Origin of the sequence: Vreelandella hamiltonii (genome assembly GCF_014651795.1) — a bacterium.
Taxonomy (GTDB): Bacteria; Pseudomonadota; Gammaproteobacteria; order Pseudomonadales; family Halomonadaceae; genus Vreelandella; species Vreelandella hamiltonii.
Genome location: NZ_BMXO01000003.1, coordinates 99,389 through 116,472 on the forward strand (window position 1 = coordinate 99,389; position 17,084 = coordinate 116,472).

The following is a 17,084-nucleotide window of genomic DNA, read 5'->3' on the forward strand; positions in this document are numbered from 1 at the left end:
TCAGTGCCCCCACGGCTTGTCGAAGCCTCTCTGAATTACCTGTGAACGCAGCGGTGGAGTTATGTGGATTCTGGTCATTGCCATCATGCTGGCAATCTTCGTACTGCCCAACGTTTGGGCGAAATGGGTGCTGAAGCGTCACACCCGTGGCCGTGACGACTACCCGGGCACCGGGGCCGAACTGGCCGAGCACCTGTTGCGCCGCCTGGGCGTAGAAGGGGTCAAGGTAGAGCGTACCGAGCATGGCGACCACTACGACCCGGAAGCCCGCTGTGTGCGCTTGACGCCAGACCATTACGACGGCCGCTCGCTCACCGCCGTCACCGTGGCGGCTCACGAAGTGGGCCATGCCCTGCAGCACCATGAAGGCTATGCGCCGCTGCTGGCCCGCAGCCGCCTGGTACAGCTGGCACAAAGAGCGGAAAAGCTGGGGGCGGTGCTGATGATGCTGGCACCCTTCCTGTTCCTGCTGACCCGCTTGCCCGGCGGCCTGGCAGCGGTGGTGGCCATGGCCGTGATCAGTTTTGGCACTGCGGCACTGGTGCATCTGGTCACGCTACCGGTCGAGTTCGATGCCAGCTTCAACCGGGCCCTGCCGCTGCTGAAAGACTACGTGCCCCCCTACGACATGCCCGGTGCCCGCCACGTCCTGACCGCCTGCGCCTTCACCTACGTGGCCGCCTCCCTGGCCAGCGTCATGAACCTGGGGCGCTGGCTGGTGATTTTGCGGCGCTGAGCCTGGCTTACGCCGGCTTGTTCGCCAGAATCACCGCGCGGCGGGGGGCGGGGTAGCCTTCTATGGTGCGGGTGCGGTCGTGGGGATCCAAAAAGTCGGCCAGTGACTGGTAGGTCATCCACTCGGTGGAGCGCTGCTCGTCCAGCGTGGTGACGGCTTCATCCACTACGCGCACGTTGGTGAAGCCGCAGCGCTCCAGCCAGTGGCACAGGGCGCGGGATGAGGGCAGGAAGTAGACGTTGGGCATGGCGGCGTAGCGCTCGCCGGGCACGAACACGGTCTGCTCGTCGCCTTCCACTACCAGGGTTTCCAGCACCAGCTCGCCGCCGGGGGCCAGCGCGCCCTTGAGCTGTTGCAGGTGCTCAAGGGGCGAAGGGCGATGGTAGAGCACCCCCATGGAGAACACCGTATCGAAGAAGCCCAGGTTTTCCGGTACGTCCTCGATACCCACGGGCAGGAAGTGCGTGCGGCCTTCATCGGCGTCACCCACGAAGTGGCGCACGGCCTGAAACTGCCAGTAGAAGCGCGGGGAAGGGTCGATCACCAGCACGAAGGCGGCGCCTGCGCCTGCCATGCGCCAGGCGTGGTAGCCGCTGCCGCCGCCGACATCCAGCACTTTGCGATACTTGAGCGGGGCAAGATGCGGCGCGACGCGCTGCCATTTCCAGTCGGAGCGCCACTCGGTGTCGATATGAATACCGCCCAGGCAAAACGGCCCCTTGCGCCAGGGGGCCAGCTTGCGCAGCAGGTTGAAACACTGGCGCTGCTGGCTCTCGGTAAGTGCCAGCTCTACCGTCAGCGTGTCGCTGTTGAGGTCGACGTGGCGCTCTTCGGGCAGCGGGGGCAGCTTGGCCACGGCCTTTTCCCAGGCGGAAAGGTCGCCGTGGCGCTGGCGGTCCAGCCCACTGGCCAGCTGCTCGGGCAGCTTGGCCAGCCACGGCGTCAGTGAAGCGTCCTGCGTGGCCTGATCCAGAAACGCTTGATACAGCACACGATGATCGTCGGGAAGCAGCGCCACGTCAGCCCTCCTTGAACGCGATCAGCGAGGTGAAGTTCAGGTACTGAAACCAGGTCATCGAGCGCGGAAAGCCCGCCTGCGACAACCGCTCGTGCAAGGCATCCAGGGTGTCGGGAATCAGCACGTTCTCCAGCGCCGTGCGTTTCTGGCTGATTTCCATGTCGCTGTAGCCGTTGGCACGCTTGAAGTCGTGGTAGCGCTCTACTCGCCAGGCATTGTCGCGCTCGTCGGCGTCGATGGTCTTTTCCGAGAGAATCAGCACGCCGCCGGGCTCCAGGGCTGCATACAGCCGCTTGAGCAGGGCATCTCGGTCGGCGGGAGGCAGAAACTGCAGCGTGAAGTTGAGAATGATCATCCCCGACGGCGCGTACGCGTAGGTGCGGATGTCGGCTTCTTCCACCTGCATGGCGTGATCGGGGCTCTCGTCGAGAAAGGTCTGGCGAGCACGCTCGACCATGGCAGGCGAGAGATCGATGCCAGTATAGCGGAAAGCGTCGGCGGGCATGGCCCCGGCCAGCGCCAGGCCCGAGGCCCCCAGCGAGCAGCCCAGGTCGTAGACATGGGCGCCGTGGCGCAAATGGCGCTGGGCGATCAGGCTCAGCATGCCCAGGATCTGGCCATAGCCGGGCACCGAGCGGCGGATCATGTCGGGAAAGCAGGCGACGACCTGTTCATCGAAAGAGAACCTTGCCACCTTATCCAGGGGTGTTGAAAAGATAGCGTCGCGGTAAGATGCATCACTCATGGGCAAGCCAGGCTGGTTAATGAGGCTCGCTAGTTTACGCGCCCTTGTTAATCCAGAACAGGCCCGTCGATCACAGATTCCTGCCTCACGGAACGACGCCACAGGAGAGGGCACATGGCTTCAGCAAAGGCAACTCCCGATACGCTACCCGCTTGGCAAACGCTTACCCAGCATGCCCAGGCGATTCGTCACATCCATCTGAAGAACCTGTTTGGTGACGACCCCGAGCGCTGGTCACACTTCACCCGTCAAGTAGCGGGGCTGACGCTGGACCTCTCCAAACAGCGCTGGGATGACGACACCCTGGAGCATTTGCTGGGCCTGGCGGAAGAGGCGGGCGTGCCGGGGGCCATCGAAGCGCTGTTGAGCGGCAAGCGGGTCAACGTCAGCGAAAACCGCCCGGCGCTGCACACCGCCTTGCGCTTGCCCGCCGATGCCCAGCTGGAGGTGGAGGGTGAAGACATCGTTGGGGCCGTGCACGACAGCCTGGCGCAGATGGAGTGCCTGGTGCAGCGCCTGCACGCGGGCCAGTGGCGTGGTGCCACCGGTAAGCCGATTCGTCACGTGGTGAATCTGGGGGTAGGCGGTTCGGATTTGGGCCCGCTGATGGTGACCCACGCGCTGGCCGATTATCGCCCCAGCGACATTCACCCCGTCGAGGTGCACTTTGCCTCGACCATGGATGGCTCGCAGCTGGCCGACTACCTGACGCGTTTCAACCCGGAAACGACGCTGTTCGTGCTCTCTTCGAAGTCGTTCACCACCATCGATACGCTGTCCAACGCCAACACCGCCCGTGACTGGCTGCTGGGACGGCTGTCCCGGCATGCGGAAGCTGGCGAAGCCCCTCAGGCGCACACCATCAGTGCCGAACTGGTCGTGCGTCAGCACTTCATTGGCGTCTCGGCAAGTCCGGAAAAAATGAGCGAGTGGGGCATCACCCCGGACCACCAGCTGATGTTCTGGGAGTGGGTGGGGGGGCGCTATTCGCTCTGGGGCACCATTGGCCTGCCGATTGCCCTGGTGATCGGCATGGAGAACTTCCGTGCGCTGCTGTCGGGCGCGCACGCCATGGATACCCACTTCAAGACGGCGCCCATGGCCGATAACCTGCCCGTGCTGCTGGGCCTGGCGGGTATTTGGAACGTGAATTTCCTGGACATTCGCGCCCATTCGATTCTGCCCTATGACGGGCGTCTGGAATATTTTGCCGCCTATCTGGAACAGCTGGAAATGGAGTCCAACGGTAAATCCGTGACCCGCCAGGGCCAGGCGGTGAGTTACTCTACCTGCCCGGTGCTTTGGGGGCAGTTGGGTCCCAATGCTCAGCATGCGTTCTATCAGCTGCTGCACCAGGGCACCCAGCCGGTGGTCTGCGACTTCATTGCCCCGCTCAAGCGCTACGACGAGGTCGAAGACCCGGACACTCGCCGCCACCTGAAGGCCCAGCATCGGCTGGCGCTGGCCAACTGCTTCGCCCAGTCGCGGGTGCTGATGCTGGGGGACGATGCGCTGGAGGAGGACGGCCCGCGCCCCGAACACAAGCGCTATCGCGGTAATCAGCCCTCGACCACGGTGCTGCTGGACAAGCTCACGCCCGCCACCCTGGGGGCGCTGATTGCGCTCTACGAGCACAAGGTGTTCGTGCAGGCGGTGATCTGGGACATCAATCCTTTCGACCAGTGGGGCGTCGAGCTGGGCAAGCAGATTGCCACCGATACCCAGGCCATCATCGAAGGTGACGGCGAGCTGGCGCGTTTGGACGCTTCCAGCCGTGGGCTGATCGAAGCGTTCTGGGCGGCGGAGCAGACGCCGCGCGGCTAAGAGATGCGTGGCGCCCGTTTTTCATGGCTGGATATACAGCTTTTTGCTTTTCCGCTATCCTGTGCCCTTTTGTCGGCGGCGCACGCCGCCGACAGTACGTATTTTTAGGAACTGACGTTACATGACCCAGTTTGATGCTTCTCAGTACGGCGCGAGTTCCATCGAGGTTCTCTCCGGGCTTGAGCCGGTGCGCAAGCGCCCTGGAATGTATACCGATACCTCGCGGCCCAATCACCTGGCGCAGGAGGTCATCGACAACAGTGTCGATGAAGCGCTGGCTGGGCATGCCACGGCCATCAGCGTCGTGCTGCACGGCGATGGCGCCATCGAAGTGCAGGACAACGGGCGCGGCATGCCCATCGACCTGCATCCCGAGCACGGCGTCTCGGGGGTCGAGCTGATTCTGACCAAGCTCCACGCGGGGGGTAAATTCTCCTCGTCGAGCTACCGCTTCTCCGGCGGCTTGCACGGCGTGGGCGTGTCGGTGGTCAATGCGCTGTCGCGGCGGCTGGAGGTCGAGGTCACCCGTGACGGCGCGCGCCACGCCATTGCCTTCGAACACGGCGAAAAGATCGAAGAGCTCAAGGAGATCGGCAAAGCCGCCAAGCGTGCCACCGGAACACTGGTGCGCTTCTGGCCGGACGAAAGCTACTTCGACAGCCCCAAACTTGCGCTCTCACGATTGAAGCACCTGCTGCGGGCCAAGACGGTGCTGTGTCCGGGGCTGGCGGTCACGCTGGTGGAGCCGGACGGCACCAAAACCGAGTGGGCGTACGCCGATGGCCTGCGCGACTACCTGGCCGAAGCCACCGATGGCTACGAGGTGCTTCCCAAGGAGCCTTTCGTTGGCCACTTCAATGATGACGAGCATGGCGTGGACTGGGCGATTCAGTGGCTGCCGGAAGGTGGCGAAGCGCTGCTGGAGAGCTACGTCAACCTGATTCCCACGCCCCAGGGCGGCACCCATGTGAACGGTTTCCGGGCGGGGTTGCTGGATGCCCTGAGGGAGTTCTGCGAATTCCGCAACCTGCTGCCCAGGGGCATCAAACTCACCGCCGAAGACCTGTGGGAGCGCGCATCCTTCGTGCTGTCGGTCAAGATGCTCGACCCTCAGTTTGCCGGGCAGACCAAGGAGCGGCTGTCGTCGCGTACCATCGCCGGATTCGTGTCCGGCGTGGTGAAAGACGCGTTCTCGCTGTGGCTGAACCACCACGTGGAGCAGGCCGAGCAGTTGGCCGAGCTGGTGATCAGCGCTGCCCAGCAGCGTCAGCGGAAATCGAAGAAAGTGGCGCGCAAGAAGGTCACCTCGGGCCCCGCGCTGCCGGGCAAGCTGGCCGACTGTTCGGGCCAGGACCCGGCCCAGAGCGAGCTGTTTCTGGTGGAAGGGGACTCGGCCGGGGGCAGCGCCAAGCAGGCGCGCAACCGCGAAACCCAGGCCATCCTGCCGCTGCGCGGCAAGATTCTGAACACCTGGGAGGTCGAGACCCACGATATCTACGGCTCCCAGGAAGTCCACGACATCGCGGAGGCCATTGGCGCCGACCCCGGCAGTGCCGACCTGGAAAAGCTGCGCTACCACAAGATCTGCATCCTGGCCGATGCCGATTCGGATGGTCTGCACATCGCCACGCTGCTGTGTGCCCTGTTCGTGAGGCACTTCCCCGCCCTGGTGGATGCAGGCCATGTGTTCGTGGCCATGCCGCCGCTCTACCGGATCGATCTGGGCAAGGAAGTGCACTACGCCCTGGACGAGAGCGAAAAGGCCGCCATCCTCAAGCAACTGGCCAGCAAGCGCGGCACCCCCAACGTGCAGCGCTTCAAGGGGCTGGGCGAAATGAGCCCGCTACAGCTGCGTGAAACCACCATGGCCGTGGAGACCCGCCGGCTGGTGCAGCTCACGCTGAGCGAGGGGGACGGCACGCTGGAGATGATGGACATGCTGCTGGCGAAAAAACGTGCCAGCGACCGCAAGAAGTGGCTGGAAGATTACGGCAACCTCGCAGACATTGAGGTATAACCTCCGATGACCATGGATATTCAGGTGGCGGAGGGCGACGTCGAGCGTCTGTCCCTGCGCGACTACACCGAAAAAGCGTACCTCGACTACTCGATGTACGTCATTCTCGACCGCGCGTTGCCCAACATCGGTGACGGCATGAAGCCCGTGCAGCGGCGCATCATTTATGCCATGCGTGAACTGGCGCTGCACGCCAACGCCAAGTACAAGAAGTCGGCGCGTACCGTGGGCGACGTGCTGGGCAAGTTCCACCCCCACGGCGACAGCGCCTGCTACGAAGCCATGGTGCTGATGGCCCAGCCGTTCAGCTACCGCTACCCGCTGGTGGATGGCCAGGGCAACTGGGGTAGCCCGGACGACCCCAAATCCTTCGCGGCAATGCGCTACACCGAGGCCAAGCTCTCCAAATTCGCCGACGTGCTGCTCAGCGAACTGGGCCAGGGCACCGTGGAGTGGGCGCCCAATTTCGATGGCACCATGCAGGAGCCGGTGGTACTGCCGGCTCGTCTGCCCCATGTGCTGCTCAATGGCGGCACCGGCATTGCCGTGGGCATGGCCACGGACATTCCGCCGCACAACGTATCGGAAGTGGTCGATGCCACCTGCCATCTGCTGCGCAACCCCAAGGCCACCACGGCCGAGCTGATGGCGTTCGTGCCCGCACCGGACTTCCCCACCGATGCCGAGATCATCACCCCCAAAGCGGACCTGCAAAAGCTCTATGAAAGCGGCCGTGGCTCGGTGAAGCTGCGCGCTCGCTACGTGCGAGAAGAGGCCAACGTGGTGATCACCGCGCTGCCTTACCAGGTCAGCGGTGCCAAGGTGCTGGAGCAGATCGCCGCGCAGATGCAGGCGAAGAAGCTGCCCATGGTGGCCGACCTGCGTGACGAGTCGACCCATGAAGAGCCCACCCGCCTGGTGATCGAGCCGCGCTCCAGCCGAGTGGACGTGGAGTCGCTGATGGCCCACCTGTTCGCCACCACGGACCTCGAAAAGAACGTGCGGGTGAACATGAACGTGATTGGCCTGGACGGTCGGCCACGGGTCATGCCGCTGAATGACATGCTGGGCGAGTGGCTGCGCTTTCGTCGTGCCACGGTGCGCCGTCGCCTGGAGCATCGGCTGGGCAAGGTGGAAGATCGCCTGCACATTCTGGAAGGCCTGCTGACGGCTTACCTGAACATCGATGAAGTGATTCGTATCATCCGCGAGGAGGACGAGCCCAAACCTGCCCTGATGAGCGCTTTTGGCCTCTCCGAGCGGCAGGCCGAGGCGATTCTGGAGCTGCGCCTGCGCCACCTGGCCAAGCTGGAGGAGATGAAGATTCGCGGCGAGCAGGACGAGCTGGAGAAAGAGCGCAAGACCCTGCAAGGCCTGCTGGGCAGCGACGCCAAGCTCACTACGCTGATCGAAAAAGAGATTCGCGCGGCGGGCAAGGAGCACGGCGATGCGCGCCGTTCGCCGCTGGTCGAGCGCAGCGAAGCGAAAGCGCTCTCGGAAGTGGAGCTGCTGGGAGCCGACCCGATTACCGTGGTGCTGTCCGACAAGGGCTGGATCCGTGCGGCCAAGGGCCATGACATCGACCCTGAAGGGCTATCGTACAAGGCGGGCGACAGCTTCCGCCTGGCTGCCCGGGGCAAGACCAATCAGCCGCTGGTGCTGCTGGACGATACTGGCCGTGCCTACACGCTGCCAGCGCACAACCTGCCCAGCGCCCGAGGGCAGGGCGAGCCGGTCACCGGCCGCGCCAATGTCTCGGCGGGCGCCCAGATGGCGGGCTTGATGCTGGCGCCGCCCACGCGACGCTTTTTGCTGGCCAGCGATGGTGGCTATGGCTTCGTCGCGCCCCTGGAGGCGCTGACCGGCAAGAACAAGGCGGGCAAGGCGGTACTCAGCGTGCCGAAGGGCTGCAGCGTCATGGCGCCCGTGGAGGTGCCGGAAGGCGAATCGCTGTGGGTGGCGTCGGTTTCCAACGAAGGGCGGCTGCTGCTCTTCCCGCTGGACCAGTTGCCCGAGATGGCCAAGGGCAAGGGCAACAAGATGCTCGATATCCCCGGCCCTCGGGCGGCGCGGCGCGAAGAGTTCCTGCGTGATATCGCCATTGTGCCGGAAGGCGGTGAGCTGATCATTCATGCGGGCAAGCGCAAGCTGACGCTCAAGGCCGATGACCTTGCTTATTACCGGGGTGAACGTGGGCGTCGGGGCAGCAAGTTGCCGCGCGGTTTTCAAAAAGTTGAACGACTAGAAGCAGGGGAGTGACCGATGGCACGCGGTGATGAAGCAGTAGCCGATATGGTGATGAGTGTACTGTCACCACGCTGGACACCCGACATGGAGCCGCCCCTGGCGGCACTGCTGGCGCAGTTCGGCCTGCAGGAGCAGCAGCGCACGCCGTTGGCCCAGGTGGCAGAAGGCGCGCCGCTGGATTGCCTGGAGCTGCATCTGGCTGGCGCTCCCGCCGAGTGGCGGGAGCTGCGTCAGGCGGCGCTGGCGCTGGGGGAAACGCTGGGGGCCGACGTGGTGGTGCAACCCGACCGGCGCCACCTGGGGGCTCCCAGGCTAGTCTGTTTCGATATGGATTCCACCCTGATCAAGGCCGAGGTGATCGATGAGCTGGCGCGCCGCCACGGGGTAGGCGACGAAGTGGCCGAAGTCACCGAGCGGGCGATGCGCGGCGAGCTGGACTTTCAGGCCAGCTTCCGGGAGCGGATGAGCAAGCTGGCGGGGCTGGATGAGTCGGTGTTGGCCAGCATTGCGGCCGAGCTGCCGCTGATGGACGGCGTCGAGCGGCTGATGGCCAATCTTCGCCACCAGGGGATCCGCACTGCCATCCTTTCTGGTGGCTTTACCTATTTTGCCCGTGGCCTGCAGGCGCGGCTTGGCTTCGATGAGATCCACGCCAATGAGCTGGTGATTCAGCAGGGCAAGGTCACAGGCGAAGTCCAGGAGCCCATCGTCGATGCCGAGCGCAAGGCGCTGCTGCTGGAGCAGATTGCCCAGCGTGAAGGTATCGACCTGGCGCAGACGGTAGCGGTAGGTGACGGGGCCAACGACCTGAAGATGTTGGCCAAGGCGGGAGTGGGCGTAGCGTTTCGCGCCAAACCGCTGGTGCGTGCCGAGGCGCGTCAGGCGCTGGGCGTGGCGGGGCTGGATGGCGTGCTCTATCTGCTGGGCTATTCCCAGGCCGAGCTGATCGATCCTGTCTAGTTCGACCCTATCCAGTTCGACCCTATCTTCGACCCTATCCAGTGACTGACGGGGCGGCGTTTGGCCGCCCTGTTCAGCTCGAAGGACTCTCGGTGCTGGGCGTCAGGCTACCGTACTCGGCCCGCAGGGCTTCCAGCCGTTCGGTTTCGGCCTCCGTCAGCGTAGGCGCGTGCCACAGCCGTTGGCCCTGGGCATCCTTCACGCCCTTCAGCGTGAGGGTGAGCTGGACATCCCGGGGTATCTGATCGTTGCCCCAGGGGCCAAAACGGTTGGGTGCCAGGCTCCAGGTGGCGCGTTCACCCGGCGCCAGGCCGCCGGAAATCACGTAGTAGAACGTCTCGTCTACCCAGGCAACGTCGCGGTTGGCGCTGCGCAGTACGCCGCGCAGCTGCAGCTCGGCAATGGCTGCATCAGAATCGTTGCTGACGTCCAGTTCGATGACCGGCTCCAGCGCCCCGAATGGGCTGGAAGCAAGATAGTAGCGCGCCCTGTCGATACTTACCCGCGCCAGCTGCTGCTGGGCGGCTTCGGCGTTGGCCTCTTTTTCTTCCAGGCGGCTCAAGGTGCGCAGGGCCTGGTCACGCTCTCGGGCACGGCGCTGGCGCAGCATCTCGTCGGCTCGCTCGATGACCTGGTCGCCGGTGAGCCCATGCATGTAGGCGTTGGCCGACTCGGCGATTTCAGCCGCGTTCATGCGCCCGGGCTGCAGCACGCTGATACCGCTGAAAGACGACATGGCGATGATCTTCAGCGCCTGGTCGAACTCGTCGCGTTTGTAGGTGGGCAGCGAATCGCGGACTTTCTCGATGGACACCACGGCTGCGGGCATCGAACTCGTATCAATTTTGGGGTCAGCACAGCCCGCTATCAGCAGGGCCGTCAGCGACAGTATCGATAGCCTTGTCAGGCGCCGCATAGTTGTACCTCGTTAGGCCAAAAAACCGACAGGGAGCTTACCCGAAAGTGGTATCGACCACTAGCCGGAGCAGCAAAACTCCCCTGTATCCAGCAGGTGGAAGGCGGCTCTTTTTGGTATAAAGTGTGCCGATTCAACGTTTCCGAGAAGCCCCGTTCCATGAGTGCATCCTTTACTACCTGGCAGGCGCGCTTTGAAAAGCTGCGCAGCAACAAGCTGTTCGAGACCGTGGTGATCGCCATCATCGTGCTGTCTGCCCTGACCATCGGTGCCCGCACCTACGATGAGGTCAGTCAGTTCGAGCAGTGGCTGATCTATCTGGACGTCGCCGTCACCATCTTCTTTCTGGTGGAACTGCTGATTCGCATGGCCGCCGAACGCAATCTGACCAACTTCTTCAAGAAGGGTTGGAACATCTTCGACTTCCTGATCGTCACGGCCAGCCTTATCCCCATGGACGACTCTGAGATGGTGCTGCTGGCACGCCTGCTGCGCATCTTCCGGGTGCTGCGTCTGGTGTCGATGATTCCCGAGCTGCGCCTGCTCTTGGTGGCGTTGATCAAGTCCATTCCACGGATGGGCTACGTGGCGCTGCTGATGTTCATCATCTTCTATATCTACGCGGCGGTGGGCAGCTTCATCTTCCATACCGTGGATGAGCAGCTGTGGGGCAACATTGCGCTGGCCATGCTGACGCTGTTCCAGGTGGCCACCTTCGAGAGCTGGGCCACGGCGGTGCTGTATCCCACCATGGAGCAGTACCCCTACGCCTGGATCTACTTTCTGACCTTCATCTTTTTGAATGCGTTCATTTTCCTGAATATGATGATCGGTATCGTGCTGGACGTGATGCAGAAAGAGAGCGCACAGATTGATTTAGAAAGCGGAGAAGGCGAAGCTGCAGAGATACAGGGCTTGCGTGACGACGTGCGCGCACTGCGCAGCCAGTTGGATCGCATGGAATCCGCCCTGCAGGCGGCCGCGCAAGCAAAGCCTGGCTAGCACCGCCTGGGCAAGCAAAGCCTGACCGCGACGAATAACAGGAGAGCCACGATGATGATGAAGGACCCTTCGAAAAAGTATCGCCCTTTCGTGGCGGTGGACCTGCCCGACCGTCAGTGGCCCGGCCAGCGTATCGACACGCCGCCCATCTGGTGCAGCGTCGACCTGCGCGATGGCAACCAGTCGCTGATCGACCCCATGGATCAGGAGCGCAAGCAGCGGTTGTTCGACATGCTGCTGAAGATCGGTTTCAAAGAGATCGAAGTGGGCTTTCCTTCTGCGTCGCAAACCGATTTCGATTTCGTGCGCTCGTTGATCGAGCAGGACAAGATTCCCGACGACGTCACCATCCAGGTGCTGACCCAGGCACGGCCGCATCTGATCGAGCGCACCTTCGAGGCGCTGAAGGGCGCCAAGCGCGCCATCGTGCACGTCTACAATGCCACCGACCCGATGTTTCGACGGGTGGTGTTCAACGTCGACAAGGCAGAGTGCGTGCAAATTGCCGTGGACGCCACGGCGCAGATACGTGACCTGATGGCCGCCAACCCGGAGACCCAGTGGACCTTCCAGTACTCGCCGGAGCTGTTCACGACCACGGAAATGCCTTTCGCCGTGGAGATCGTCGAAGCCGTGATGGACACCTTCGGCCCCAGCGTGGACAACCGGATGATCGTCAACCTGCCGGCCACGGTCGAAGTGGCCACGCCCAACAATTACGCCGACCAGATCGAGTGGTTCTGCCGCCATGTGAAAAAGCGCGATACGCTGATCGTCAGCGTGCACCCGCACAACGACCGCGGCACCGGCGTGGCGGCGGCGGAGTTGACGCTGATGGCGGGTGCCGACCGAATCGAGGGCACCCTGTTCGGTAATGGCGAGCGTACCGGCAATGTCGATATCGTGACGCTGGCCATGAACATGTACACTCAGGGCGTGCACCCCCAGCTCGATTTCTCCAATATCACGCCGATCATGCGCGAAGTGGAGTACTGCAACCAGCTGCCGGTTCATCCGCGCCATCCTTACGTGGGCGACCTGGTGTTCACGGCGTTTTCCGGTTCGCATCAGGACGCCATCAAGAAGGGCATGGCCGAGCGTCGCGCCAACCCCGAAGCCCCCTGGGACGTGCCGTACCTGCCCATTGACCCCATGGATGTCGGGCGCAGCTACGAAGCCGTGATTCGCGTCAACAGCCAGTCGGGCAAGGGCGGCATCTCCTACCTGCTGGAGCAGGAGCACGGCATCGAGCTACCGCGCAGGCTCTCCATCGAATTCAGCCAGGTGGTGCAGGAAGTGGCGGACCGTACGGGCCGCGAGATCACTTCCCGGATGATCTATCAGGCCTTCCTGGAAGAGTACCTGGAGCAGCAGGCACCGCTGGCGCTGGTCAACCACCGCCTGGCCTCCGAGCCGGATAGCCCTCGCGTCACCCTGGAAGCCGTCGTGGAGCAGCAGGGCGAACGTCATCTGTTGAGCGGTCAGGGCAACGGCCCGCTGGCCGCCTTCGTCAAAGCGCTGCACGCCCATGGTCACGACGTGGAGATCATCGACTACCACGAGCACTCCCGAGGCCAGGGCGCCGATGCGGAAGCCATTGCCTATGTCGAAGTCCGTATCGACGGCCAGGCCGTGTTTGGCGTCGGCAGTGACGAGAGCATCACCAGCGCCTCCATGAAAGGCGTGCTGAGTGCCATCAATCGTTATCATGTGGCTCGTTCCCAACAGTAAACGTTTAGGCGGCAACGTTGGAGTAAACACGGTTTACAAGATGCACTGACTCAGAGATCAGCATGGAGCAGGCCTATCTGCCCATGGAGGAAGTGCATCGCCAGCTACAGGATTGGGTAGGCTCATTAGGGTGTATATCCCTTTGACATATCCATTGCGTTGGCTAACATGAGTTCCATGTACGGTATCTCCCGATGGTCTTGGCACAGGAGTCTGATCATGGAACAAGGCGCAGTCTTTCAGAGTAATCGAAGCCAGGCGGTTCGACTGCCCAAAGCGTTGGCTCTGCCAGAAGGTGTAAAGCGAGTCGACATCGTGGCCATTGGTCGTACCCGGGTTATATCGCCAGCCGGGGAGGCCTGGGATAGCTGGTTTGAGGGTGAAGGCGTGAGCGATGACTTCATGTCGTCACGTGAGCAGCCCCCCGAACAGGAACGAGACATGTTTTGATGCTCAAGTTCATGCTCGATACCAATATCTGCATTTTCACGATTAAAAATCGTCCGCAAGAGGTTCGTGAGGCATTCAAACAGCATCATGGGCAGCTGTGCATCAGTACTGTCACACTGATGGAGTTGGTGTATGGTGCAGAAAAATCTGCTTTCCCTGAACGTAATTTAGCCACCATCGAAGGGTTTGCAGCCAGGCTGGACGTGTTGATGTACGACGAGGCAGCGGCATCGCATACAGGGCAGCTGCGCGCTGAACAAGCCAAGGTGGGCAAGCCCATAGGCCCTTACGATCAAATGATCGCCGGTCACGCGCGCTCACGAGGGCTGATACTGGTCACCAACAATATGCGCGAGTTCAAAGCAGTGCCGGGCTTGCGTGTAGAAGATTGGGTAGGCTCGGGGCAGTGACGCTCTATGGCGGGAGACCTAGTGTCAGAGCGATTATTCCAGCATAGAACAGCAGGATAGCCGTCAATGTGCAGAGGATGGGTAACACGGGTTGGGTGGGTCTTCGTGCTGATTGCCTTGGCAGCTGCAATATTGACCTCGGCTGCCTCCCGCGAGCCCTTCGAGCCACGGCTGGTGCGGCTGGAAGCCCATAAGGCACTGCCTGCATTGCCCCTTGAGCAAGAGTCTCCTGAGATCAACGCGCTGATGCTGCACTATGCTTCTGATCAGGCGCTGTGGATGAGCGCCTGGCTGGCTGTCATGCAGCATGGCGATCTCGCCCGGGAGGTACTGCTCGCGTACGGGCTCTCACCCCAGTGGCAGGACGTATTGGTGCGTTATGGTGCCGATGCGGTGCTGCCAGTCAGCTATTTTCATCATCACGACAGCGCCACGCTGCGTGCACAGCACTGGCTGGGTGAGCGCTACCAGCAGCTGAGCCGATGGTGGAGCGATGAAGAGATGCCTGCCCCGGCGCAATGGTCGGCCCAGCAGCGCGGGCTGATGGGCATTGCATTCCTCGATGCCGAGGGGCACGCACTGTTGAACCAGTTCGTCATCGACCGTGAAGGCCAGGTGAATTGGCTGCAAGGCGAGCGCGTCGTGACCGGGGTGGGCGACTTTTTCACCAGTGGGATTCGTCAACTGGAGAGCCAGTGGCGCAGCGGCGACGGCGTGCGTGCCAGCGATCTCGGGTGGGCAGGGGTGGACCTGCTGGTGATGGCCAGCACGGTCAAGGTGCTGCGAGCGGGAAGAGCCGCCCGGGCAGGCCGAGTCGGCGCGCTGGAGGCGCAGGGTGCCCGTGTGGGCGTCGCGGCCAGCACGGGACGTTTCGCAGCGCTGCCCCGCATGGCGCGCGTGGCGGCAGTGGCGGGCACGGCCTACGTGGTGGTACGCCACCCCAGCCTGGTGAGCGCGCTAGGCGCCAATCTGGCCAACTGGCTTGGCTGGCCCACCTGGTTGGGGCAGTGGCTGCTGTGGTGCTTGGTCTTGCTGCCGCTGCTGATCATGGCCCGCTGGCTATATCGCTGGTTGATTTCCCCCTTGCTCTGGCTGCTACTGCCGGTGGCGCGCCTGTGCGCCAGGACGCTTGCGCACGCGCCGAGGCAGCGTGGGTAGCGCCGCTCTGAGGTCATTGCTCAGAGCGGCGGGCGGTGTCAGGCGTGGCTGGCCAGCCACTTTCGCCAACTGCCGAATTCGGTAATGTCCCTGGCGGTACCGCTTTCGTTCAGCGCCCCGGCAGTGCAGATGAATCCACACGCCCAGCGGCCGCTGGCCAGCTCCACCTGCCCCAGCCCCAGCGGCGCGGGAATCCCGGCCAGAAAGCTGCCCACGGTCTCCACGGGCAGCCGCCATACCTCGACGTCAATGGCCTGGCCCCCCGCATCGCGCAGCAGCGCCGGACGCGAAGGCGGCCCGCCCGCCAGCGCGAACAGCTTGTAGCAAGGAGCCGTCTGGCTCGCTTCGTGCAGCACGCCGCCGCGCTCCGTCAGTTGGTGGTTGAGGGGTAAGCCGCTCAGGTGAGCGCCGCACACCACGATCTCCATGTGGCCGTCCTGGGCGGTGGTTGCCAAATCAGCGAGTGGCGGATGTGCAATGCCGGTTGCCCCCAGTGGCAGCATCACGCGTGCCTCCAGCGCCCGCGCCAACGACAGCAGCATCAGGTCGGCAAACGCCGGGCCGAACAGGGTGACCCCGGCAGGCAGGCCGCTTTCGGGCAATGCCACAGGTACCGCCAGGGCGCTGTAATCGAGCAGGTTCATGAAGTTGGTCCAGGTCCCCAGCCGTGAGTTCACGCCAATCGGGTCAGCGGCGACATCTGCCTTGGTGGGGTGGGTCACCGTGGTGGGGCTGAGCATCACATCTACCTGGGCGATGAGCGCATCGGCCTGGCGCTTGAATTCGGCGAGCTGATAGCGCGCATCGAAGGCATCGACCGCCAGCGGGGTGGCCCCGCCTTGCGTGATCTGAAACGTCACAGGGTGAACGGCTTCGGGGTGGCTGGCCATCAGCTCACGAATCACGTGGTAGCGCTCGGCCACCCAGGGGCCTTCGTAAAGCAGGCGCGCCGCCGCCAACAGGGGCGCGCAGTCCAGCTCGACCTTTTCACCGCCCAGCGCTTCAAGGTGGGCAATGGCCTGGTGCATGCCCTGGGTGTAGGCCGCATCCGTTTGCCATTGGGTTTCGGGCGGTACGCCAAAGCGGAACGCGGAAGGGGCCTTTCCATAGCGTCTGGCGTGCACGGCAAAATCGTGCTTTCGCGACCAGGCGCACTGATCATCATAGGCAGCGGTAATGCTGAGCACTTTCGCGGCATCGTCGGCGGTGAAGGTAAACAGGCTGATGGTGTCCAGCGTTGCGCAGGCGGGTACTACGCCGCGGGCGCTGAGCAGGCCCAGGCTTGGCTTGACCCCGTACAAGTTGTGAAAACAGGCCGGCACACGGCCTGAGCCCGCCGTATCGGTACCGAGAGCAAAGCTGACCATGCCCGCCGCCGTGACCACCGCCGAGCCGCTGCTGGAGCCACCCGGCACCCGCGTCGGGTCGAAGGCATTGGCGGGCGTGCCGTAAACCTCCAACGCCCGTTCACCGACCAGCCCCGTGGCAAACTGGTCCAGGTTGGTTTTGCCCATGGGGATCGCCCCCGCATCGATCAACCGCTGCACGACGAAAGCGTGTTCGCTGGGCGTGTAGGCAAAAGCAGGACACCCCGCCGTGGTCGGAACGCCCGCCAGGTCGATATTGTCCTTGATCGCAAACGGAATGCCGTACAGGGGCAGGGTCTCCGGCGATTCGCCTTCCAGGCGTTGGAGGTAGGGCGCTAATTGCTCACGCGTCAGCCGGGTGATCCAGGCAGGGTCATGGCCGTGTGTATCGAGCAGGTGTTCTACCAGTCGTGCAGGTGTCAGGTTGCCCTGCCGATAGGCGCTGTGCAGGCTGGCGATATCCAGCGCTTGGGTGAGTGCCATGGTGGTCTCCTAATCTAGTT

Annotated in this window: 14 protein-coding genes; 10 read left to right on the forward strand and 4 right to left on the reverse strand. The window is 63.2% G+C overall.

All coding sequences use genetic code 11. The features are described 5' to 3' along the window. Positions 1–61 precede the first annotated feature (61 nt). On the forward strand, positions 62–736 hold the full coding sequence (locus tag IE061_RS04995; protein WP_016913411.1) for a zinc metallopeptidase: 675 nt from the start codon (positions 62–64) through the stop codon (positions 734–736). Positions 737–743: 7 nt separating this feature from the next. On the opposite strand, the gene cmoB is transcribed toward IE061_RS04995, so the two are convergent. Both cmoB and cmoA read right to left on the reverse strand, forming a co-directional pair. Next, a complete protein-coding gene (gene cmoB / locus IE061_RS05000; RefSeq protein ID WP_193461139.1) occupies positions 744–1,754 on the reverse strand; it encodes a tRNA 5-methoxyuridine(34)/uridine 5-oxyacetic acid(34) synthase CmoB in 1,011 nt (336 codons plus the stop codon). A gap of 1 nt (position 1,755) precedes the next feature. Further along, on the reverse strand, positions 1,756–2,499 hold the full coding sequence (gene cmoA, locus IE061_RS05005; RefSeq protein WP_039177622.1) for a carboxy-S-adenosyl-L-methionine synthase CmoA: 744 nt from the start codon (positions 2,497–2,499) through the stop codon (positions 1,756–1,758). Between the two features lie 114 nt (positions 2,500–2,613). Between cmoA and pgi the strand changes: the two genes are divergently transcribed. The 4 genes from pgi to serB all read left to right on the forward strand — a co-directional run bounded on the left by pgi (position 2,614) and on the right by serB (position 9,547). Beyond that, positions 2,614–4,323, forward strand: coding sequence for a glucose-6-phosphate isomerase (gene pgi, locus IE061_RS05010; RefSeq protein WP_193461140.1), 1,710 nt, complete (start codon positions 2,614–2,616; stop codon positions 4,321–4,323). Positions 4,324–4,444: 121 nt separating this feature from the next. Next, entirely contained in the window at positions 4,445–6,340 is a 1,896-nt protein-coding gene (gene parE / locus IE061_RS05015; protein ID WP_193461141.1) for a DNA topoisomerase IV subunit B, read from the forward strand. Between the two features lie 6 nt (positions 6,341–6,346). Beyond that, positions 6,347–8,599: a DNA topoisomerase IV subunit A gene (parC, locus tag IE061_RS05020; RefSeq protein WP_016913416.1), complete on the forward strand. Its 2,253-nt coding sequence runs from the start codon at positions 6,347–6,349 to the stop codon at positions 8,597–8,599. Between the two features lie 3 nt (positions 8,600–8,602). Then, entirely contained in the window at positions 8,603–9,547 is a 945-nt protein-coding gene (serB, locus tag IE061_RS05025) for a phosphoserine phosphatase SerB (RefSeq protein WP_193461142.1), read from the forward strand. 73 nt (positions 9,548–9,620) lie between these two features. On the opposite strand, the gene IE061_RS05030 is transcribed toward serB, so the two are convergent. Further along, entirely contained in the window at positions 9,621–10,463 is an 843-nt protein-coding gene (locus IE061_RS05030) for a DUF6694 family lipoprotein (protein WP_230478386.1), read from the reverse strand. Positions 10,464–10,622: 159 nt separating this feature from the next. Between IE061_RS05030 and IE061_RS05035 the strand changes: the two genes are divergently transcribed. The 5 genes from IE061_RS05035 to IE061_RS05055 all read left to right on the forward strand — a co-directional run bounded on the left by IE061_RS05035 (position 10,623) and on the right by IE061_RS05055 (position 15,214). Beyond that, positions 10,623–11,465 carry an ion transporter gene (locus IE061_RS05035; protein WP_193461143.1) on the forward strand — a complete coding sequence of 281 codons (843 nt, stop codon included), beginning with the start codon at positions 10,623–10,625 and terminating at the stop codon, positions 11,463–11,465. A gap of 51 nt (positions 11,466–11,516) precedes the next feature. Further along, positions 11,517–13,196 carry a 2-isopropylmalate synthase gene (gene leuA / locus IE061_RS05040; RefSeq protein WP_193461144.1) on the forward strand — a complete coding sequence of 560 codons (1,680 nt, stop codon included), beginning with the start codon at positions 11,517–11,519 and terminating at the stop codon, positions 13,194–13,196. 219 nt (positions 13,197–13,415) lie between these two features. After that, a complete protein-coding gene (vapB, locus tag IE061_RS05045) occupies positions 13,416–13,646 on the forward strand; it encodes a type II toxin-antitoxin system VapB family antitoxin (RefSeq protein ID WP_016913421.1) in 231 nt (76 codons plus the stop codon). Continuing rightward, positions 13,646–14,056: a type II toxin-antitoxin system tRNA(fMet)-specific endonuclease VapC gene (vapC, locus tag IE061_RS05050; protein ID WP_016913422.1), complete on the forward strand. Its 411-nt coding sequence runs from the start codon at positions 13,646–13,648 to the stop codon at positions 14,054–14,056. Before vapB ends, vapC begins: the two co-directional genes overlap by 1 nt. A 105-nt stretch (positions 14,057–14,161) precedes the next feature. After that, on the forward strand, positions 14,162–15,214 hold the full coding sequence (locus IE061_RS05055; protein ID WP_193461145.1) for a hypothetical protein: 1,053 nt from the start codon (positions 14,162–14,164) through the stop codon (positions 15,212–15,214). Positions 15,215–15,252: 38 nt separating this feature from the next. On the opposite strand, the gene atzF is transcribed toward IE061_RS05055, so the two are convergent. After that, positions 15,253–17,064, reverse strand: coding sequence for an allophanate hydrolase (gene atzF, locus IE061_RS05060; protein ID WP_193461146.1), 1,812 nt, complete (start codon positions 17,062–17,064; stop codon positions 15,253–15,255). Positions 17,065–17,084 lie beyond the last annotated feature (20 nt).